The sequence below is a fragment of the Caulobacter sp. CCUG 60055 genome (assembly GCF_022750545.1).
Taxonomy (GTDB): domain Bacteria; phylum Pseudomonadota; class Alphaproteobacteria; order Caulobacterales; family Caulobacteraceae; genus PUIC01.
This window is the reverse complement of record NZ_PUIC01000001.1, coordinates 218,767-239,394: the sequence shown is the minus strand read 5'-3', so window position 1 is coordinate 239,394 and position 20,628 is coordinate 218,767. Positions and strand designations below refer to the sequence as shown.

20 protein-coding genes are annotated in these 20,628 nt (G+C 69.3%); all 20 read right to left on the bottom strand.

The window, feature by feature from the left end; genetic code table 11:
- Nucleotides 1–9: 9 nt before the first annotated feature.
- The gene (locus C5708_RS01095) at nt 10–1,227 is read right to left on the bottom strand and encodes a M50 family metallopeptidase (protein ID WP_242916926.1); all 1,218 of its coding nucleotides are present in this window, start codon (nt 1,225–1,227) and stop codon (nt 10–12) included.
- Nucleotides 1,224–2,456 (bottom strand): 1-deoxy-D-xylulose-5-phosphate reductoisomerase, encoded by a 1,233-nt coding sequence (gene dxr, locus C5708_RS01090; protein ID WP_242916924.1) that lies wholly within the window; start codon nt 2,454–2,456, stop codon nt 1,224–1,226. The genes C5708_RS01095 and dxr overlap by 4 nt, the downstream gene beginning before the upstream one ends.
- On the bottom strand, nt 2,444–3,271 hold the full coding sequence (locus C5708_RS01085; protein WP_242916922.1) for a phosphatidate cytidylyltransferase: 828 nt from the start codon (nt 3,269–3,271) through the stop codon (nt 2,444–2,446). The genes dxr and C5708_RS01085 overlap by 13 nt, the downstream gene beginning before the upstream one ends.
- Entirely contained in the window at nt 3,249–4,025 is a 777-nt protein-coding gene (uppS, locus tag C5708_RS01080) for a polyprenyl diphosphate synthase (protein ID WP_242916920.1), read from the bottom strand. The genes C5708_RS01085 and uppS overlap by 23 nt, the downstream gene beginning before the upstream one ends.
- A gap of 74 nt (nt 4,026–4,099) precedes the next feature.
- Nucleotides 4,100–4,666, bottom strand: a complete 567-nt coding sequence (frr, locus tag C5708_RS01075) for a ribosome recycling factor (RefSeq protein ID WP_242916918.1) — start codon at nt 4,664–4,666, stop codon at nt 4,100–4,102.
- A gap of 14 nt (nt 4,667–4,680) precedes the next feature.
- Nucleotides 4,681–5,427, bottom strand: a complete 747-nt coding sequence (gene pyrH, locus C5708_RS01070; protein ID WP_242916917.1) for a UMP kinase — start codon at nt 5,425–5,427, stop codon at nt 4,681–4,683.
- A 109-nt stretch (nt 5,428–5,536) separates the two neighbouring features.
- Nucleotides 5,537–6,472 carry a translation elongation factor Ts gene (gene tsf / locus C5708_RS01065; protein ID WP_242916908.1) on the bottom strand — a complete coding sequence of 312 codons (936 nt, stop codon included), beginning with the start codon at nt 6,470–6,472 and terminating at the stop codon, nt 5,537–5,539.
- A gap of 90 nt (nt 6,473–6,562) precedes the next feature.
- Complete coding sequence (rpsB, locus tag C5708_RS01060) at nt 6,563–7,393, bottom strand: 30S ribosomal protein S2 (protein WP_242916906.1); 831 nt, start codon at nt 7,391–7,393, stop codon at nt 6,563–6,565.
- A gap of 183 nt (nt 7,394–7,576) precedes the next feature.
- Nucleotides 7,577–11,029, bottom strand: coding sequence for a DNA polymerase III subunit alpha (gene dnaE / locus C5708_RS01055; protein WP_242916904.1), 3,453 nt, complete (start codon nt 11,027–11,029; stop codon nt 7,577–7,579).
- A gap of 62 nt (nt 11,030–11,091) precedes the next feature.
- Nucleotides 11,092–11,181, bottom strand: a complete 90-nt coding sequence (gene sidA, locus C5708_RS01050; RefSeq protein ID WP_242916902.1) for a cell division inhibitor SidA — start codon at nt 11,179–11,181, stop codon at nt 11,092–11,094.
- A gap of 90 nt (nt 11,182–11,271) precedes the next feature.
- Complete coding sequence (locus C5708_RS01045) at nt 11,272–11,682, bottom strand: DUF3574 domain-containing protein (protein ID WP_242916900.1); 411 nt, start codon at nt 11,680–11,682, stop codon at nt 11,272–11,274.
- A gap of 14 nt (nt 11,683–11,696) precedes the next feature.
- The gene (locus tag C5708_RS01040) at nt 11,697–12,386 is read right to left on the bottom strand and encodes an ABC transporter ATP-binding protein (RefSeq protein ID WP_242916898.1); all 690 of its coding nucleotides are present in this window, start codon (nt 12,384–12,386) and stop codon (nt 11,697–11,699) included.
- Complete coding sequence (locus C5708_RS01035) at nt 12,379–13,662, bottom strand: lipoprotein-releasing ABC transporter permease subunit (RefSeq protein ID WP_242916896.1); 1,284 nt, start codon at nt 13,660–13,662, stop codon at nt 12,379–12,381. The genes C5708_RS01040 and C5708_RS01035 overlap by 8 nt, the downstream gene beginning before the upstream one ends.
- Nucleotides 13,659–14,978, bottom strand: a complete 1,320-nt coding sequence (gene proS / locus C5708_RS01030) for a proline--tRNA ligase (RefSeq protein ID WP_242916886.1) — start codon at nt 14,976–14,978, stop codon at nt 13,659–13,661. The genes C5708_RS01035 and proS overlap by 4 nt, the downstream gene beginning before the upstream one ends.
- A 296-nt stretch (nt 14,979–15,274) precedes the next feature.
- Entirely contained in the window at nt 15,275–15,535 is a 261-nt protein-coding gene (locus C5708_RS01025) for a DUF1467 family protein (RefSeq protein ID WP_242916885.1), read from the bottom strand.
- Nucleotides 15,535–15,960, bottom strand: a complete 426-nt coding sequence (gene mce / locus C5708_RS01020) for a methylmalonyl-CoA epimerase (protein WP_242916883.1) — start codon at nt 15,958–15,960, stop codon at nt 15,535–15,537. The genes C5708_RS01025 and mce overlap by 1 nt, the downstream gene beginning before the upstream one ends.
- Before the next feature lie 18 nt (nt 15,961–15,978).
- Nucleotides 15,979–17,661: a ribonuclease J gene (locus C5708_RS01015; RefSeq protein ID WP_242916881.1), complete on the bottom strand. Its 1,683-nt coding sequence runs from the start codon at nt 17,659–17,661 to the stop codon at nt 15,979–15,981.
- Complete coding sequence (locus C5708_RS01010; protein ID WP_242918026.1) at nt 17,662–18,447, bottom strand: type III pantothenate kinase; 786 nt, start codon at nt 18,445–18,447, stop codon at nt 17,662–17,664. It abuts the gene before it with no gap.
- A complete protein-coding gene (locus C5708_RS01005) occupies nt 18,444–19,190 on the bottom strand; it encodes a biotin--[acetyl-CoA-carboxylase] ligase (RefSeq protein ID WP_242916879.1) in 747 nt (248 codons plus the stop codon). The genes C5708_RS01010 and C5708_RS01005 overlap by 4 nt, the downstream gene beginning before the upstream one ends.
- Entirely contained in the window at nt 19,191–20,624 is a 1,434-nt protein-coding gene (gene nuoN, locus C5708_RS01000; RefSeq protein WP_242916877.1) for an NADH-quinone oxidoreductase subunit NuoN, read from the bottom strand.
- Nucleotides 20,625–20,628 lie beyond the last annotated feature (4 nt).

Here is a 20,628-nt window from a genome sequence, read left to right as displayed (position 1 = left end):
AGCGGACGTTCAAGAGAACAGGCCGCTGAGAAAATGAAACACGCTCAACCTTTGGAGGTCGTTCCAGGTCGCGAACAGCATCAGCGCCAGCAGCAAAGCCAGCCCCACCCTGTAGCTCGCAGCCTGAACCCTCGCCCCGACCGGCCGGCGCGCCACGGATTCGTAGGCGTAGAACAGCAAGTGGCCGCCGTCCAGCACCGGAACCGGCAGCAGGTTCATGAAGCCGATGCCCACCGACAGGACGGCGGTGAACGACAGCAGCGAAATCGTGCTGCCGATCAGCCGGCCGGCCAGGTCGGGCGCGCCCTCGGCGCCCATCTTGGCCACCAGGCCCGACACATGGGCCGTGCGCACGGGGCCGCCGAGCTGGTCGGCCGAGACCTGGCCGCGCACCAGCCGGCCGAGATAGAACAGCGTGGTGTCGAGCACGTCCCAGGTGCGGGCCGCGCCCGCGCCCAGGGCCTCGATCGGGCCGTAGCGCAGGTGGCGGATGTCGCCGGCCCGCGCGCCGCTATAGAGGCCGAGCACGCCGGATTCCTGACGGCCGGCGATGGGGTCGTCCTTCATCCGCCGCTCGGGCGTCGCGTCGATATGCACGACGCCGGCGCCGCGCTCGACCGTGAAATCGATGGCGATGTCGGCGCGCAGCGAGACGTAACGCTCCAGGTCCTCGAAACTGCGGATGGTGCGGCGGTCGGCCTTGAGCACCACGTCGCCGGCGACGAAGCCTGCGCGGGCGGCGGCGCTGCCCGGCTGGACCTGGCTGATCCGCGCCGGGTGGATGGTCTCGCCGAACGCCCACAGCAGCGCGCCGAACAGCACGGCGGCCAGCACGAAGTTGGCGATCGGCCCGGCCGCGACCACGATGGCCCGCTGCCACAACGGCTTGAAGTGGAAATAGCGCCGGACCGCCGCGTCGCCTTCGGAGGCGACGATCTGCGCGCGCATGTCGTCCAGGTCCTCCTGGTCGGGCACGCTGGCGGCGTTCTCGTCGCCCGAGAAGCGGACATAGCCGCCCAGGGGCAGCCAGCCGATGCGCCATTCGACGCCCGATCGGTCGCGCCACCGCAGGATGGCCCGGCCGAAACCGATGGAGAACCGGTCGATGGCCACCCCGAAGCTCTTGGCGGCGAGGAAATGGCCGAGCTCGTGCACGGTGACCACGATGGTCAGCACGAAGATGAAGGGAACGAGCGTGGTGAGCGCGCCGTGCAGGAAATCGATCATCTAGCGGGAGTCCCCTCGCGAACGCGCTCGAAGCGCGTCAGGACCTCGGCGGCGACGCGCCGCGCGCCGGCGTCGGTCATCATGGCGGCCTCCAAGGCGTCCTCGTCCGTCCTGTGCGTCAGGTCGCCGCCGGAATTCATCCGGTCCAGCGTCTCCGAAACGGCGGAGGCAATATCGAGAAAGCCGATCCGGCGGTCAAGGAAGGCCGCGACCGCCGCCTCGTTGGCGGCGTTCATGGCCGCCGGGGCGCCGCCGCCGGTGACCAGCGCGGTCCTGGCGATGTCGATGGCGGGGAAGCGGTCGGCGTCCGGCGCCTCGAAGGTCAGCGCGCCCAGGGCCGCCAGGTCGAGCTTGGGCGCCGGCCACGGCAGCCGGTCGGGCCAGGCGAAGGCGCAGGCGATCGGGGCGCGCATGTCCGGGGGGCCGAGCTGGGCCAGGGTCGAGCCGTCCTGATATTCCACCAGGCTGTGCACGATCGATTGCGGATGGATCAACACGTCGATGCGCCCCGGCGGCGTGGAGAACAGGTAGGACGCCTCGATCATTTCGAGGCCCTTGTTCATCATGGTGGCGGAATCGATCGAAATCTTGGCGCCCATCGACCAATTGGGATGGGCCACCGCCTCGGCCGGCGTCGCGCGGGCCATGGCCTCGCGCGTCCAGGTGCGGAAAGGCCCGCCGGATGCGGTCAGGATCAGGCGCGACACCCGGCCGGCGCAGTCGGGCTGCAGCACCTGGAAGATGGCCGAGTGCTCGGAATCGACGGGGATCACCGCCCCGCCGGCGGCGCGGGCGGCCGACAGCAGCGCCGGCCCGGCGCAGACCAGGCTTTCCTTGTTGGCCAGGGCGACGACCGCGCCGGTGCGGGCGGCGGCCAGGGTCGGCTCCAGGCCAGCCGCGCCGACGATGGCCGACATCACCCAGTCCGACGGCATGGCGGCCGCCTCGACGACCGCCGCGCGCCCGGCGGCGGCGCGGACGCCCGAGCCTTCCAGCCGCGCCTTGAGCTCGCCATAGAGGCGTTCGTCGCCGATCACCGCCGTCTGCGGCCGCCAACGCAGCGCCTGTTCGGCCAGGCGCTCGACATTGGCGCCCGCCGTCAGGGCGACCACCTCGACCTCGGCCGAGCCGCAGCTCGACGCCTGGGCCATCAGGTCGAGCGTGGAGACGCCGACCGAGCCGGTCGATCCGAGGACGACGATCCGGCGCGGCGCGCTCAATGTCCCCATCCCGCATAGGAGACCAGGCGGGCGGCGCAGATGGCCATCACCGCGAACATCAGCCCGTCGACCCGGTCCAGCAGGCCGCCGTGGCCAGGGATCAGGTCGCCGGAATCCTTGACCCCGAACCGACGCTTCAACATCGATTCCCACAGGTCGCCGGCCATGGTCGCCAGTCCGCCGACCAGCCCGACCACGATGGCCGCCGGCAGGCTGAGCTTGGCGGTGGAGAACGCCGCCACGGCGGCGGCGGCGGCGGCGGCCCCGACCAGCCCCGCGAAGAAGCCAGACCAGGTCTTGTTCGGCGAGAAACGCGGCCACAGCTTGGGGCCCTTGAGGACGCTGCCGCCAAGGAAGGCGAAGATGTCGGCGGACCAGGTCACCGCGAACAGCAGGATGGTCCAGCTGATCGGCTGCGGCATGCCGCGCAGCCAGGTGATGGCGATGCAGGCGGGCGCGAAATAGATCACCCCGAACGCCACGTCCATCGGACGTTGGCCTATGGTCCGGGCGTAGGCCGCCGCCCCGGCGGCCCCGGCGGCGGCGATCAGCCAGGCCGCCTGCGACCAGCCCAGATAGGTCCCGAACACGGCGGCGAGGACGGCGACGGCGACGGCGACGGCGATCCGCCCGGAAGCGGCCGGAGCGGTCATCTTGCCCCATTCGAGCGCCAGCAGCGACACGGCCAGGGCGACCATCAGCAGGAACAGCGCGCCGCCGAACCACACCGCCGCCACGACCGCCGGGATCAGGACCGTGGCGGAAGCGACGCGGACGCCCAGATTGGACCAGTCGAACCGTCTAGCCGGTCGCGAGGACGTCATTGACGTCAGCTCCGCCATATCTGCGCTCCCGCACCTTGAACTCCGCCAGGGCCGCCTTCAGGTGTTCGGGGCCGTAGTCCGGCCAAAGCACGTCCTGGAACACCAGCTCGGAATAGGCCGATTCCCAGAGCAGGAAGTTCGACAGCCGCCGCTCCCCGCTGGTGCGGATGATCAGGTCGGGCGCGGCGACGCCGGCGGTCGACAGGTAGGATTCGAAGACGCCCTCGCTGAGCTCGGCGGGATCGAGCCGCCCGGCCCGCGCGTCCTCGGCGATGCGGCGCGCGGCGTCGGCGATGTCGGCCTGGCCGCCATAGTTGAACGCCACCTGCAGGTGGAACTTGCTGTTGGCCTCGGTGCGGCGCTCGGCCCGCTCGATGATCTCCAGCACGTCGGGCCGCAGGCCGGCGCGGCGCCCCAGGATGCGCACCCGCACCCCTTCCCGCTCGAGCCGGGCGAGATCGCTCTCGACGTAGCTCTTGAGCAGGTTCATCAGCTCGGAGACCTCATGCACCGGCCGACGCCAGTTCTCGGTCGAGAAGCCGAACACCGTCAGCCGGGAGACGCCGCATTCCGGCGCGCCCTCGACCGTGCGCTTGAGGGCGTTGACGCCGGCGCGATGGCCGAGCGTCCGCGGCAGGCCCCTGGCCTTCGCCCAGCGGCCGTTGCCGTCCATGATGACGGCGACATGCAATCCGCCGGCCTCGGCCGGTCCGCCTTGCGCGGGCATGTTCTTGAGGCCGGGGGTCGGCGACATGCTGTGGGAGCCCTCTTGGGCCACGCCGGGCCCGCTGCGACGTGACGCCGGCGCGTCACCGGCGCCGATGCGCCTTAAACCTGCATGATCTCTTGTTCTTTGGTTTTCAAGGCTTCGTCGACGCGTTTGATGGCGCCGTCGGTGAACCCCTGGACCTCGCCTTCCATGCGCTTCAGCTCGTCCTCGGTGATGACGCTGTCCTTCTGGGCCTTCTTGAGGTCGTCGTTGGCGTCGCGGCGGACATTGCGGATGGCGATGCGCTGTTGCTCGGCGTACTTGCTAGCCAGCTTGGCCAGGTCCTTGCGGCGCTCTTCGGTCAGCGGCGGGATCGGAACCCGCAGGTTCTGGCCTTCGACCACGGGGTTGAGCCCGAGGCCGGCGTTGCGGATGGCCTTCTCGACCGAGACCACCAGGCCGCGGTCCCAGACGCTGACCGACAGCGACCGCGGCTCGGGCACGCTGACGGCGCCCACCTGATTGATCGGGACGGTGGAGCCGTAGGCCTCGACCATCACCTGGTCGAGCAGGCCGGCCGAAGCGCGGCCGGTGCGCAGGGAGCCGAACTCCTCCTTCAGCGCGGCGACGGCCTTGTCCATCCGGTCGCGATACTTCGACAGCACGGGCTTCTCAGTTGCGGCCATGTTGCGCCCCTTTCTTATTTGGGATCGTGGCGATCTTCGGAGATGACGGTGTGGACGCCGTCCCCGGTGAGAACATCGAGGAACGCCCCGCGCTCACGGATCGAGAATACGACGATCGGAATGCCGCTGTCGCGCATCATGCTGATGGCCGACGCATCCATTACTCGCAGGTCCTGCGCCAGGACCTCGAGGTAACTCAGTTGGTCATACCGCTTGGCGTCGGGATGCTTCTTGGGGTCGGCCGTATAGACGCCATCGACGCTGGTGCCCTTGAACAGGGCGTCGCAACCCATCTCGGCCGCGCGCAGGGCCGCGCCGGTGTCGGTGGTGAAGAACGGGTTGCCGGTGCCGGCGGCGAAGATCACCACCCGGCCCTTTTCCAGGTGCCGCTGGGCGCGGCGGCGGATGTAGGGCTCGCACACCGAGGCCATCGGGATGGCCGACTGCACGCGGGTCTGGACGCCGACGCGCTCCAGCGCGTCCTGCATGGCCAGGGCGTTCATCACCGTGGCTAGCATGCCCATATAGTCGGCGCTGGCGCGCTCCATGCCCTTGGCCGCCCCGGCCAGGCCGCGGAAGATGTTGCCGCCGCCGATCACCAGGCACAGCTCGACGCCGTGGCGGACGATCTCGGCGATGTCCTCGGCCACCTGGCCGACCGTCTTCATGTCGATGCCGTAGGGCGTGTCGCCCATCAGCACCTCGCCAGAAACCTTGAGCAGCACCCGACGGTAACGCGGCGGCTTGGCGGGTGTGGTCATGGGCGCGGGCTCTTCACATCGTAAGCGTGCGGACGACTCGTCCGGAACAAGATAGCCGAAGGGCGCGGCGCGCGTCGAACGCGCCGCGCCCTCCTCGTTGTCGCAGGGATCAGCCCTGGCCGGTCAGGCTCGCCACTTCGGCGGCGAAGTCGTCGGCCTTCTTCTCGACCCCCTCGCCCAGGCCCAGGCGGATGAAGCCCTTGACCGTCAACGGCGCGCCCAGCTCCTTGCCGGTTTCGGCGACGAGCTGCTCGACCGTCTGGTCGGGGTTCATGACGAAGGCCTGCTTCAACAGGATCACTTCCTCATAGAACTTGCGGATGCGGCCTTCGACCATCTTCTCGACGACGCTTTCCGGCTTGCCGGAAGCCAGCGCCTGCTCGGTGAAGATGGCGCGCTCGCGCTCCACCGCCGCCGGGTCAAGCTCGTCGGTCGACAGGGCCAGCGGCTGGGTGGCGGCCACGTGCATGGCGATCTTGCGGCCCAGTTCCTGGATCTTGGCCTGGTCGCCGGCGCCTTCGATGGCCACCAGCACGCCGATGCGGCCGAGGTCCGGCGCGGTGGCGTTGTGGATGTAGGACGCAACGGCGCCCTGGCCGACGACGAAGCGGGCCGAACGACGGACCATCATGTTCTCGCCGATGGTGGCGATCAGGTTGGTCAGCAGGTCGCCGACGGTCTCGCCGTCCGCGGTCTTGGCGGCGTTGATCGCCTCGACGCCCTCGACGTCCAGGGCCACCGTCGCGATCTTGCGGGCGGCGTTCTGGAACAGCTCGTTGCGGGCGACGAAGTCGGTCTCGGCGTTGACCTCGACCACGGCGGCGGTCATGCCGGCGCCGTCCTTGCGCACGGCGATGGCCACCAGGCCCTCGGCGGCGACGCGGTCGGCCTTCTTGGCGGCCTTGGACAGGCCCTTGGTGCGCAGCCAGTCGATCGCGGCTTCGATGTCGCCGTTGTTCTCGGTCAGCGCCTTCTTGCAGTCCATCATGCCTGCGCCGGACGTTTCGCGCAGTTCCTTCACCAACGCGGCCGTGATCTCCGCCATGGCAATCCTCCTAGATAAACAGATGAACGACCGGGGCCGCGGGCCCCGGTCGACAAGTCGTAGTCAGCAGCGATGACGCCTTTTCGGGCCTCAGCTCGCCGCGGGTTCGTCCTTGACCGCTTCCAGCGCGGCTTCGGTCTGCTCGACCGCTTCCGGAGCGGGGGTCAGTTCGCGTTGCAGGGTCGGCTCCAGCGGCGCTTCGGAAGCGCCCAGGTCGACGCCCAGCGACACTTGGCCGGCGGCTAGGCCGTCCAGCACCGAATCGGCGATCAGGTCGCAGTACAGCTGCAGGGCGCGGGCGGCGTCGTCGTTGCCCGGGATCGGATAGGTGATGCCGTCCGGATCGCAATTGGTGTCGAGGATGGCCACGACCGGGATGTTCAGCTTGCGCGCTTCCTGGATCGCGATCGCTTCCTTGTTGGTGTCGATCACGAACATCAGGTCGGGGATGCCGCCCATGTCCTTGATGCCGCCCAGCGACAGCTCGAGCTTCTCGCGCTCGCGCGTCATCTGCAGCAGCTCTTTCTTGACGCGGCCGTCGCCGCCGGCGTCCAGCACCGTTTCCAGTTCGCGCAGGCGGGCGATCGAGCCCGAGATGGTGCGCCAGTTGGTCAGGGTGCCGCCGAGCCAGCGGTGGTTGACATAGTACTGGGCGCAGCGCTTGGCCGCGACCGCGACCGGGTCGGAAGCCTGACGCTTGGTGCCGACGAACAGCACCCGGCCGCCGCCGGCGGCGACTTCGCGGACCTTCACCAGCGCCTGATGCAGCAGCGGGATGGTCTGCGACAGGTCGATGATGTGGATGTTCGAGCGGCTGCCGAAGATGTAGCGGTCCATCTTCGGGTTCCAGCGGTGGGTCTGGTGGCCGAAGTGAGCGCCGGCTTCCAGCAGTTGCCGCATGGAGAATTCGGGAAGCGCCATAAGATCTGTTCCTTCTTCCGGTTGCGCCTCCGCAGGCAAACCCCTTTCCGACGAACTCGGAGCGGGACCGGAACGGACGAACGCGGGGATTGACCCGACGACGCCGAACGCCTGCGTGTGAGATGGGCGCGCTTCTAAGCGCAAGTCTGCGAAAAGGCAAGCCTTCGCGCCGAGGGAACGCCCCTAGACGTCTTCCAGATAGGTGACCCCCGGGGCGGTCTTCAAGGCGCCCCGCAAGGCCGCGTCGAGGGCGAAGCGCCCGGGCAGCTTCATCTCGATCTCGCGGCCGCCCTCGATGGCGGCCACCAGCACGACCTCGCCGCCGCGCCCGCCCGCCGCCGCGTCGAGCCGGCGCTTGAGCACGTCGATCTCGGCCGAGCGCGGCGACAGATGGATGCGCAGCGAGGCGGCGACGTTCTCGATCGCCCGCTCGATCGGCTCGGCGTCGTCGCCGAAGAAACGCACCTCGCCTTCGTTGGACTTGGCGCGGACCTTGACCGCCACCGCCTTGCCGACCTCCAGGACCTCGCGGCAACGGCGCAGGGATTCCGGCGGGAACAGCACCTCGAACTCGCCGGTCGGGTCCGAGAAGGTGACGAAGGCGAACTTGTCGCCGCTGCGGGCCGAGGCCCGTTCCTGCTTGCGCCGGACCACGCCGGCCATGCGGAACGCCTCCATGCCGCTCTCGGCCTGGATCAGCGCATCGGCGAGAAGGGTCGTGCGCCGGCGGCGCAGCATCTCGACCATGTCTTCGAGCGGGTGGCCGGTCAGGTAGAAGCCGACCGCCGACAGCTCCTCGTCGAGCTGGTCGGGCTGGGTCCACGGCTCGATGCGCAGCAGACGCGGGCGCCCCGCCTCGACCTGATCGCCGCCGAACAGGTTGGTCTGGGACGAGGCCCGCTCCGCCGCCACGCTCTGCGCATAGGCCATCAAGGCGTCCGCCGAGGCGACGATCTGCGCGCGGTTGGCGTGGAAGGTGTCGAAGGCCCCGGCCCTGGCCAGGTTCTCCAGGGCGCGCTTGTTGACCTGCTTGGGATCGACGCGCTCGACGAAGTCGAACAGGTCGCGGAAGGGTCCGCCCTCCTCCCGCACCGCCGCCACGTGCTTCATGGCGTCGAGGCCGACGTTGCGGATCGCGCCCAGCGCGTAGAGGACCTCGCCGTCCTCGACCTCGAAGTCGGCCCCCGAACGGTTGATGTCCGGGCTGCGCACCTTGACGCCCATGCGCTTGGCGTCCTGGTAGAACACCGCCAACTTGTCGGTGTTGGAGATATCGAGGCTCATCGACGCGGCCAGGAACTCGACCGGCGCGTTCGCCTTCAACCAGCCCGTCTGATACGAGATCAGGGCGTAGGCGGCGGCGTGCGACTTGTTGAACCCGTAGCCGGCGAACTTGGCCACCAGTTCGAAGATGCTGTCCGACTGGGCGTTCGGCACCCCCTTTTCAGCGGCGCCCGAGACGAACCTGGCCTTCTGCAGGTCCATCTCCTCCTTCTTCTTCTTGCCCATGGCCCGGCGCAGCAGGTCGGCCTCGCCCAGGCTGTAGCCCGCCAGGATCTGGGCGATCTGCATCACCTGTTCCTGATAGACGATGACGCCGTAGGTCTCGCGCAGCACCGGCTCCAGCGACGGGTGCAGGGTATCGACGGGCTTGCGGCCGAACTTGCAGTCGACGAAGCCGTCGATGTTGTCCATCGGGCCCGGCCGGTAGAGCGAGATCAGCGCGGTGATCTCCTCCAGCGAGCCGGGGCGCATCTTGCGCAGGGTGTCGCGCATGCCCTGGCTTTCGAGCTGGAACACCCCGACCGTCTGGCCCGACCCCATCAGCTCGTAGGTCGGCTGATCGTCCAGCGGCAGCAGGTCGAGATCGATCGCCGCGCCCCGCTTGCGCAGGTGCTTCACCGCCCGGTCGAGCACGGTCAGCGTCTTCAGGCCGAGGAAGTCGAACTTCACCAGCCCGGCGCTTTCCACCCACTTCATGTTGAACTGGGTGGCCGGCAGGCTGGAGCGCGGGTCCTGATAGAGCGGCACCAGTTCGGTCAGGGGGCGGTCGCCGATCACCACGCCGGCGGCGTGGGTCGAGGCGTTGCGGTAGAGCCCCTCGAGCTTGAGCGCCGTCTCCAGCAGCCGCTCGACCGACGCCTCCTCCTTCTTGGCCTGCTGAAGGCGCGGCTCGATCTCGATGGCCTGGGCCAGGGTCACCGGGTTGGCGGGGTTGGCCGGCACCATCTTGGCCAGGCGGTCGACCATGCCCAGCGGCAGCTGCAGCACGCGGCCGACGTCGCGCAGCACGGCCCGGGCCTGCAGGGTGCCGAAGGTGATGATCTGGGCGACCCGGTCGTCGCCGTACTTGTCCTGGACGTAGGCGATGACCTCTTCGCGGCGTTCCTGGCAGAAGTCGATGTCGAAGTCGGGCATCGACACCCGCTCGGGGTTCAGGAACCGCTCGAACAGCAGGCCGAACCGCAGCGGATCGAGATTGGTGATGGTCAGGGCGTAGGCGACCAGAGAGCCGGCGCCCGAACCCCGCCCGGGGCCCACGGGGATGCCGTGGGTCTTGGCCCACTTGATGAAGTCCGAAACGATCAGGAAGTAACCGGGAAAGCCCATCTTCTGGATGACGTCGATCTCGCGGTCGAGGCGGGCCCAGTAGTCGTCTTCCGGCGCGGCCAGCTCGTGGCCGGCCTCGCGCTGGACGGCGATGCGCCGGCGCAATCCCTCGCGCGCCTGGTGCGCCAGCTCCTCGGCTTCCGAACGGCCGTCGCCGGTGGGAAAGCGCGGCAGGATGGGGTCGCGCTTCTGCACCATGAAGGCGCAGCGCCGGGCGATGTCGAGTGTGTTGTCGCAGGCCTCCGGCAGGTCGGCGAACAGAGCGCGCATGTCCGCCGCCGGCTTGAACCAGTGCTGGGCCGTCACCCGCCGCCGCTCGTCCTGGCCGACGAAGGCGCCGTCGGAGATGCACAGCAGCGCGTCGTGGGCCTGGTAGAGGTCCTGCTTGGCGAAATAGACGTCGTTGGTGGCGACCAAAGGAACGTCGTGCTCATAGGCCCAGGCGACCAGGCCAGGCTCGGCCGCCAGCTCGGCGGGCATGTCGTGGCGCTGGAGCTCGACATAGAAGCGGTCGCCGAACGCGGCCTGCATGCGCTGAAGGGCGGCGCCGGCCTCAGGCGCCTTTCCGGCGGCGAACAGCGGATCGATCGGACCGTCGGGACCGCCCGACAGCAGGATCAGCCCCTCGGCATGGGCCTCGACCGTCTCCCACGGCACGCCGGGGTCCGAGTCGGCCGGCACGTCGAGATAGGCGGCCGAGGACAGGATGGTGAGGTTGCGATAGCCCTGCTCGCTCTGGGCCAACAGGATCACGGTGGGGATGCGCGTCCACCGCTCGGACGCCTTGTCGCCGATCCCGAACACCGGCAACGCGCAGCCGACGATCGGCTGGACGCCGGCGTCCTTGGTGGCGATCGAGAATTCCAGGGCGCCGAACAGATTGGCCCGGTCGGTCAGCGCCGCCGCCGGCATCTCGGCGTCCGCCGCCAGCTTGCCGATCTTGTCGGCCTTGATCGCGCCCTCGAGCAGGGAATAGGCCGAGCGCACCCGCAGATGGACAAATCCCTGATCCGCGGAAACCGCCATCCCGTTCTCCCAAGCGTCCGCCAGCCGGGACACCTGAGACGCCGAACCAGGACGACGCCGACTCAGGCGACCATGTGCGCCATAGAGCATACCATCCAGACGAAGCCGGTCACCGAAGCAAGAGCCAGGCCGTCGCGCGCGAAGCGGATCATGTGGACATCTCCAGTTTGTTGTTGATTTGTTCTATATTCCCGTTTTGTTCCAAGTCAAGCGCGATGCGGCGCGAACGGGCGGTTTTCCGCCTAGAACGCCGCGCAGACCGAGGTCAGAATCAGGCCGACCGACTGCTGGTTGAAGCGCTGCTTGTAGGCATAGCGGATCGCCGCCAGGCGGGCGTCCGCCTCGGCCGAGGCCGGGGCGACGATCTGGACCACGAACGACGGCTCGCGCACCACGGCCGCGGTCGCCCTGTCGCGCCATTGGCCGGTGGCGGCGAACACCGTCAGCCCGTCGGGAAAGCGCGGCGTCACCTCCTCGGCGACGAACCGCTCCCATTCGGCGTCGGAGACCGGCGCCCGGCCGGCGACGTCACGACCGAACAGCAGTTCGGCCTTCACCATCTCGCCGCCGCCCGCCCGCCGGCAGGCGGCCGTCGATCCGGCGCCGGCCGTCCCGGCGCAGCCGCCGAGCAGCGCCACGGCCGAAAGGACCAACGCCGCGCGGGCCGTCACGCCGGAACGTGGGCGACCAGATGCCCATCCACGAGGGCGAGAACGCGGTCCATGTACCTGGTCAATTCCATGTTGTGGGTGGCGATCAGCGCCGCCACCCCGGTGGCCCGGGCCAGGTCGTGCAGGTTCTGGAACACCGCCATCGAGGTGTGCGGATCGAGATTGCCGGTCGGCTCGTCGGCCAGGACGATGCGCGGGCGGTTGGCCAGGGCCCGGGCGATGGCCACGCGCTGCTGCTCGCCGCCCGAAAGCTGTGCCGGCTGGTGATCCAGGCGCTGGTCGAGGCCGAGCTGGGACAACAGGTCCGCCGCCCGCTCCCGCGCCGCGCCGCGCGCGCGGCCGGCGATCATCTGCGGCAGGGCGACGTTGTCGACGGCGGTGAACTCGGGCAGCAGGTGGTGGAACTGGTAGACGAAACCGATCGAGCCGAGCCGCACCCGCGTGCGGGCCCGGTCGCCAAGGTCGGAGCAGTCGCGTCCCTCGACCAGGATGCGGCCGGCGTCCGGGTGTTCCAGCAGGCCCGCCGCGTGCAGCAGCGACGACTTGCCCGAGCCGGACGGGCCGATCAGGCCGACGATCTCGCCGGCGCGGACGTCGATGTCGACGCCCTTGAGGACCTCCAGCGCCCCGGCCTCGGTCTTGTATGTGCGCGCCACGCCTCGCAGCGACAGGACCGGCTCACTCATAGCGCAGGGCCTCGACCGGATCGATGCGCGAGGCCCGCCAGGCCGGCGGCAGGGTGGCGACGAACGACATCAGCAACGACCAGAAGGTCACCCCCGCCACTTCGCTCCAGTCGATCTTGGCCGGGATCGACGACAGGAAATAGATATTGGCGTTGAAGACGTCGGCGCCGGTCACCCATTCCACGAAATGCTGGATCTCCTTGATGTAGGTGCAGAACAGCAGGCCGAGCGCCAGACCGGCCAGCGCCCCCAGCGCCCCTACCGCGGCGCCGGACATGAAGAAGATGCGCAGGATCGCCCCCTGCCCCGCCCCCAGGGTGCGCAGCACGGCGATGTCGCGGCTCTTGTTCTTCACCAGCATCACCAGGCCCGAAATGATGTTCATGGCGGCGATGGCGACGATCAGCATCAGGATCAGCCGCATGGTGTTGCGCTCGACCTGCAGCGCCGTCCAGAACTGGGCGTTCTTGTCGCGCCAGTCGGTGACGATCGAGTCCGCTCCCGCCGCCTGGGCGATGGCCGGCTTCAGAGCGGCGATCTGGTCCGGATCGGCCAGCTTGATCTCGATGACGTCGACGGCGAGGTCCCGGCCGAAGAACAGCTGGGCCTGCTCCAGCGGCATGTAGATGAACGACTGGTCGTACTCGCTCATGCCGACGCTGAACACGCCGCCGACGGTGTAGGCCTTGCGCGTCGGCGCGGCGCCGAACGCGGTGGCGCCGCCCGACGGCGAGATCAGCGACAGCTGGTCGCCCGGCCCCACCCCCATGGCGGCGGCCATGCGGTCGCCGATCAGGATGACGTCGCCGCCGTATTCGCCGGCGCCGTAGTCCTTGATCGAGCCCTGCTTGATGTTGCCGGCGATGATCTTCGTCGCCTTGAGGTCGGCGGGCGCCATGCCCCGCACGATGGCCCCCTGGGCCCCTGCCGGCCCCTGGACCAGCACCTGGCCCTCGACCAGGGGCGCGGCCTGGATCACGCCCGGCACCGCCTGGATGTGGCGCAGGCGCAGCTCGCGGTCGGGGGCTGTCAGGACGCCGCCGGCGACGTAGGCATGGCCGTTGAAGCCGAGGATGCGGCCCAGGAGTTCGGCCCGGAAGCCGTTCATCACCGACATGACGATGATCAGCACCGCCACCGCCAGCATCACGCCGACGAAGGAGATGGTCGAGATCAGCGCCACGCCGCCGTTCTTGCGCTTGGTGCGCAGATAACGCGCCGCGACGGTGCGCTCCCACACGCCGAAGGGTGCGGCGGGACGCACCTCCTGGCTCACGCGCCGACCGCCTTCAGCGCCGCTTCCAGCGGCAAGGTCTGGCGCTCGCCGGTGGCGCGCCGCTTCAGCTCGACCACGCCGTCGGCGACGCCCTTGGGACCGACCACCAGCTGCCAAGGCAGACCGATCAGATCGGCGGTGGCGAACTTGCCGCCCGCGCGTTCATTGGTGTCGTCGTACAGCGGCTCCTTGCCGGCGGCGGAAAGCGCCCGGTAGGCCTGGTCGCAGACCGCGTCGACGGCGGCGTCGCCCGGCTTGAGGCTGATGATCCCGACGCCGAAGGGCGCGACCGAATCCGGCCAGATGATGCCGCCCTCGTCGTGGCTGGCCTCGATGATGGCCCCCAGCAGGCGCGAGACGCCGACGCCGTACGAGCCGCCGTGCACCGGCCGCTCGGTCCCGTCCGGCCCCGCCACGGTGGCCTTCATCGGCTTGGAGTACTTCTCGCCGAAATAGAAGATGTGGCCGACCTCGATGCCGCGCGCCGACAGGCGCTTGTCCTCGGGAGCCTCGGCCTCGAAGCGGGCCTGGTCATGCATCTCTTCCGTGGCGGCGTAGAGCGCCGTGCGCCGGTCGACCAAGGGCTGCAGGTCGCCGTCCCAGTCGACGTCCGGCCCCGGCGCGCCCATCTCGACCAGGTCCTTGTGGCAGAACACCTGGCTCTCGCCGGTGTCGGCCAGGATGATGAACTCGTGGCTGAGGTCGCCGCCGATCGGGCCGGTGTCGGCGCGCATCGGCACCGCCTTCAGGCCCATGCGGGCGAACAGGTTCAGATAGGCGACGAACATGCGGTTGTAGGACCGCCGCGCCGAGGCCTCGTCGATGTCGAAGGAATAGGCGTCCTTCATCAGGAACTCGCGGCCGCGCATGACGCCGAAGCGCGGGCGCTGTTCGTCCCGGAACTTCCATTGCACATGGTAGAGGTTCTTGGGCAGGTCCTTGTAGCTGCGGACCGAGGCGCGGAAGATGTCGGTGACCATCTCCTCGTTGGTCGGCCCGTACAGCAGCTCGCGCTCGTGGCGGTCGAGGATGCGCAGCATCTCCGGGCCGTAGGCGTCGTAGCGGCCGCTCTCGCGCCACAGGTCGGCCAGTTGCAGCGTCGGCATCAGCAGCTCGACGGCGCCGGCGCGGTCCATCTCCTCACGGACGATCTGCTCGACCTTGTTCAGCACGCGCAGTCCCAGCGGCAGCCAGGCGTAGATGCCGGCCGCCTCCTGGCGGATCATGCCGGCGCGCAGCATCAGTCGGTGCGAGACGATCTGCGCCTCGGCCGGGGTTTCCTTGAGGACGGGCAGGAAATAGCGCGACAGGCGCATAAAGCAGAATCCGTGGCTGGACTGGGACCGCCCCACTTAGCCTTCGCCTTGCCTGCTTGGCAACGCGGGCGAAAGAAAGGCCGCCGATCTGCTGTCGGCGGCCTCAAGTCGTCGTCGGGGAAAACGCCACGGAACAAGGCCGCCGAAACGGCCATGGATCGAGCCTAGGCCCGATCGGCGGCGCGGCGCGCGGCGAGCGGCGCGCGGCCGCCCCCAAAGACGGTCCACGCTCAAAAACCGGGCGCTTCCGAGCGCTTTCCGGGTCCGGCGCCCGTTGGGCGGGCGCCCTTCTCGCCTCAGCGATGCGAGGGCAGCGACGGCAGCTGGATCAGGCCGAAATGAATGATCGCCCAGACGATGGCGAACACGAGGGTGGCCACCCAGGTGGTGGTGAAGAACTTGCGCTTGAGCTTGGGGTCGACCGGCGCGGCCGGATCGCCGCCGTCGCCCTTGTCGAGGCCCGCCTCGGCGTGGCTGACCACGCCCAGGGGCAAGACGGCGAACAGCACCGTCCACCAGATGGTCAGGTAGATGGCGATGCCTGTGACCAGTCCCATCAGTGCGCCCCCTCCCCGGCCTTCGGGGTCTCCATCAGCTCGACCAGCACGCCGCCCATGTCCTTGGGGTGGACGAAGACGATCAGGGTGCCGTGGGCGCCGATGCGCGGCTCGCCCAGAACCGTCGCGCCCTTGGCCTTCATCTCGTCGCGGGCGGCGTAGATGTCCTCGACCTCGAAACAGACGTGATGCTGGCCGCCCTTGGGGTTCTTGGCCAGGAAGCCGTGGATCGGCGAGTTCTCGCCATAGGGCTCGATCAGCTCGATCTGCGAATTGGGCAGGTTGACGAACACGAACGACACGCCCTGCTCGGCCATCGACCGCTTCTCGGTGATCGAGGTGGCGCCGAGCAGGTCGCGGTAGAGCTTGATGCTCTCGTCGATCGAGGGCGTGGCGACGCCGACATGGTTCAACTTGCCGATCATGAGCTTACGTCCTCAAGTTCAGATGCGCAGGACGGTCACCTCGACGATGGGCCGCCGCTCCCAGACGCGCTGCGAGGCCTTCTTCAGCGCCCGCGCGATCGCCTGTTCGACAGCGGTATCGTCCTCGCGCTCGTCGGCGTCCAGTCGTTTCAGCGCGCCCTCGGCGATCTCGGCCAGGTCGTCGAGCGCCTCTTCGATGGGATAGTCGTCGTCGCCCGGCAGGCCGACGCCGCGCACCTGCGGCCCCGAGGTCAGGCGCCCGCGGGCGTCGAGCGCCACCGCGACCGTCAAGACGCCGTTGAAGGCGGCGTGTCGGCGCTCGCGCAGAGCCTCGCCGTTGGCCGGCGTCAGGACGCCGCCGTCGACGAACAGGCGGCCGGACGGCGCCTCGTCGATGATCTCGGCCCGGCCGGGCGCCAGGCGAACCATGTCGCCGTTGCGCGGGGCGATCTGCTGCGGCACCTGCAGGTCGCGGGCGAAAGCGGCGTGCTCGAGCAGATGGCGGCGCTCGCCGTGGGTCGGCACCGCGATCTGCGGCCTGGCCCACTGGTACATTTCCTTCAGTTCGTCGCGGCAGGGGTGGCCCGAGACGTGGATGCCCGGGTGGTCCCGTTCGGTGCACAGGCGCACCCCGCGGTCGGCGAGGTTGTTCTGCAGGTTGCGGATCGGCACCTCGTTGCCGGGGATCACCCGCGACGAGAAGATGCAGTGGTCGCCCTGCCCCAGGCTGACGTGCGGATGGGTGCCGTCGGCGATGCGCGACAGAGCCGCGCGCGGCTCGCCCTGGCTGCCGGTGCACAGGTAGAGGATCTTATCCTCGGGCACGTGCTTGGCGTCGACGTCGGAGACGAAAGGCTCGACGCCTTCGAACAATCCGACGTGCCGCGCCGCGCCGGCCATGCGGTGCATGGAGCGTCCGACCAGACAGACCTTGCGGCCGTTGGCCTGGGCGGCCCGGATGATGGTGTCCATGCGCGCCACGTTGGAGGCGAAGCAGGCCACGGCCACCTTGCCCTTCAGCGAGCCGATCAGGGTGTTCATGGCGTCGCGGACGCCGGCCTCGGAGCCGGCGACGCCGTCGACGAACACGTTGGTCGAGTCGCAGACCATGGCCAGCACGCCCTCGTCGCCGAGCCGGCGGATGGCGTCCTGGTCGGTGACGCCGCCAAGCAGCGGGTCCGGGTCGATCTTCCAGTCGCCGGTGTGCAGCACCGTGCCGAGCGGCGTCTTGATCGCCAGGCCGTTGGGCTCGGGGATCGAGTGGGTCAGCGTGACCAGGGTCACCTCGAACGGCCCGAGCTCGATCGAGCCGTTCAACGGCACCTCGGTGATCTCGGCCTCGTCGAGCAGGTCGTGATCGCGCAGCTTCTCGCGCAGCAGATAGGCCGTGAACGGCGTGGCGTAGATCGGCGCCTTCAGGCGCGGCCACAGCCAGCCGACCGCGCCGATATGGTCTTCGTGCGCGTGGGTCAGGACGATGCCGAGAATGTCGTCGGCATGCTCCTCGATGAATTCCGGGTCGGGCAGGATGATCTCGACGCCCGGCGTGGTCTGGTCGCCAAACGTCACGCCGACGTCGACCACGATCCATTTGCGGTCGTGGGCCGGCCCGTAGCCATACAGGTTGAAGTTCATTCCGATCTCGTTCGACCCGCCCAGCGGCAGGAAAACGAGTTCGTCTTCGGTTTTGCGCTTTTTCATTTATTCCGACAGATGGGCGTTGCGACGCCAGATTTCGAGCATGCCCCGAATAGTGAGGTCGGAGTCGAACTTGTCGATGCAATCCGTCGCCCCGGCGAACAGCGAGGCGACCCCGCCGGTGGCGATGACGGTCATCGGCTTGCCCCACTCGGCCTTGACCCGATGCACCAGCCCCTCGATCAGGCTGATATAGCCCCAGAACACGCCCGACTGCATGGCGCTGACCGTGTCGCGGCCGACGATGCGGTTGCCTTCGGGCCGCTGGATGGCGATGCGCGGCAGCTTGGCCGCGGCCTCGTGCAGGGCCTGCATGGACAGGTTGATGCCGGGGGCGATGATGCCGCCCTCGAAGCCGCCGTCGGCCGCCACCACGTCGAAGGTGGTGGCCGTGCCGCTGTCAATGACGATCAGGTCGCCCGGATAGGCGATATGGGCGCCGACGGCGTTGACCAGCCGGTCGGCGCCGGCCTCGGAGGGCTTCTCGATGCGCACCGCCACGCCCAGTTCGACGTTCTCGCCGATGACCATCGGTTCGACGTGCAGGTATCGCCGCGACAGGTTGCGCAGGTTGAAGATCGACTGCGGCACCACGCTGGAAATGATGCAGCCGGTCAAGTCGGCGACCGACAGCCCGCGCATGGTCAGGAGCTGCTGCAGCCAGACGGCGTATTCGTCCGCCGTGCGGGTGGATTCGGTCGCCGAGCGCCATTCGGCGATCCATTCGGCGCCGTCATGGACGGCGAATAGGGTGTTGGTGTTGCCCTGTTCGATGGCGAGCAGCATCAGACGCCTCCAAAGAACACGTCGCCGGCGGTGATGCGGCGGATCTGACCGGACGGCAAGCGCAGGCGCAGGGCGCCGTCGTCGTCGAGCCCTTCGGCGACGCCGTCGACGCCTTCTTCGCCCAGCCGGGCCGTGCAGGGCTCGCCCAGGCCGTGCGCCCGCGCCGTCCAGGCCCGGGCGATGGCGGGGAAGCCCTGTTGCGTCCAGATGGCCAGCCAGTCGGCGAAGGCCGCCGCCAGCCCCTCCAGCGCCCGCGACGGCGACGGCGCCCCGCCCGGGGCGTGTTCGGAAAAGCTGGTCGCCGGCCGCTCCGCCGCGTCAGGCGGGGTGGCCAGGTTGACGCCGATCCCGCAGGCCAGCCACAGCCGGCCGTCGGGCCGGCGGCCGGACTCGATCAATATGCCGCTGACCTTGCGCCCGGCGACCAGGGGATCGTTGGGCCATTTCAGCCGCACGAGGTTCTCGGGCAGGTAGGCGCGGGCCAGGTCGGCCACCGCCAGCGCGGCGACGAACGAGACCTGCGCCGCCTCGGCCGGCGGCCGGTCGGTGGTCAGCAGCAGGGTCGCGGCCAGATTGTCCCGCCCCGTCTCCCAGGCGCGGCCGCGCCGGCCCTTGCCGGCGGTCTGGCGCTCGGCCGCGATCCAGATCGGACCGGAAGCTCCCGCCTCAGCCCGCCGGCGCGCCTCGGCGTTGGTGGAGTCGATCTCCTCCAGCCAAAGGATGGGCGCAGGGGCGGACGCCGCCACCTAGTGCAGGCCGAACGCTGCCGCGGCCGCCTTGGCCAGGGGGTCGAGACCGATCAGCGCGACGAGCACGACTGGACAGGAGAAGATCGCTGCGGCGTAGGCCACGCCGCGCGCGTCGGCGGGGACCGCGTCGGTCTTGCCGGCCGGCGCGTCGAACCACATCACCTTGACCAGGCGCAGATAGTAGAACGCGGCCACCACGCTCGACACCAGGCCCAGCACGGCCACCCAGGCCAGGTTGGATTCCAGCGCGGCCTTGAACACGTAGAACTTGCCCCAGAAGCCGGCGAACGGCGGCAGGCCCAGGGCCGACAGCGCGAAGGCGGTCATGGCCAGGGCCAGGCCCGGCCGCTCGCGCACCAGGCCGGCCATGTCGTCGATGGTCTCCATCGGCTTGCCGCCCCGCGACAGGGCCGACAGACAGGCGAAGAAGCCGGTGACGTCGATCATGTAGAGGACCATGAACACCAGCATCGACTGGGCGCCGCTCTGGGTGCCGGTCGACAGCCCGACCAGGGCGTAGCCGACATTGGCGATCGACGAATAGGCCCACAGGCGCTTGAGGTTCTTCTGGGCCAGGCCGGCGAAGGCGCCCAGCAGCATCGACAGCACGGCGATGACGATGACCACCTGGCGCCACTGGTCGGCGGCGTGCGGGAAGGAATCGTAGAGCGCGCGGGCGAACAGCACCATGGCCGCCAGCTTCGGCGCGGCGGCGAAGAAGCCGACGACCGGCGTCGGCGCGCCCTCATAGACGTCCGGCGTCCACATGTGGAACGGCGCGGCCGAGACCTTGAACGCCAGGCCGCAGATCAGGAACACCAGGCCGAACAGCACGCCGGTGTTCGAGGCGCCCGTGGCCGCCTTGGCGATGACGTCGAAATGGGTCGAGCCGGCGAAGCCGTAGATCAACGAGGCGCCGTAGAGCAGCAGGCCGGACGACAGCGCGCCCAGCACGAAATACTTCAGCCCGGCTTCCGAGGCCTTGGCGTCGTCGCGACGGAACGCGGCCATGACGTAGAGCGCCAGCGACTGCAGCTCGACCCCGACATAGAGCGAGATCAGGTCGCCGGCCGAGACCATCATGCCCATGCCGACGGCGGCCAGCAGGATCAGCACGGGATATTCGAACTGGTTGGCCTTGAGCCGGGTCAGCCAGCGGTCGCCCAGCAGCACCGCCACGGCGCTCATGCCGTAGATGGCCACCTTGGCGAAGGCCGAGGCCTCGTCGGAGACGAAGCCGCCCGCGAAGGCCTTGCCGTGCGGAGCCGTCCAGGCCAGGGCGGCGGCGACCAGCAGGGCGAGCCCGGCCAGGGTCGAGACCAGGCTGCTGAGACGGTTGCCGCCGACGGCCCCCGCCACCAGCAGGACCAGCGTCGAGACCGCGAGGAAGACCTCGGGCCAGGCCAGCGAAAGGGCGCTGTAAAAGCTCATCGAT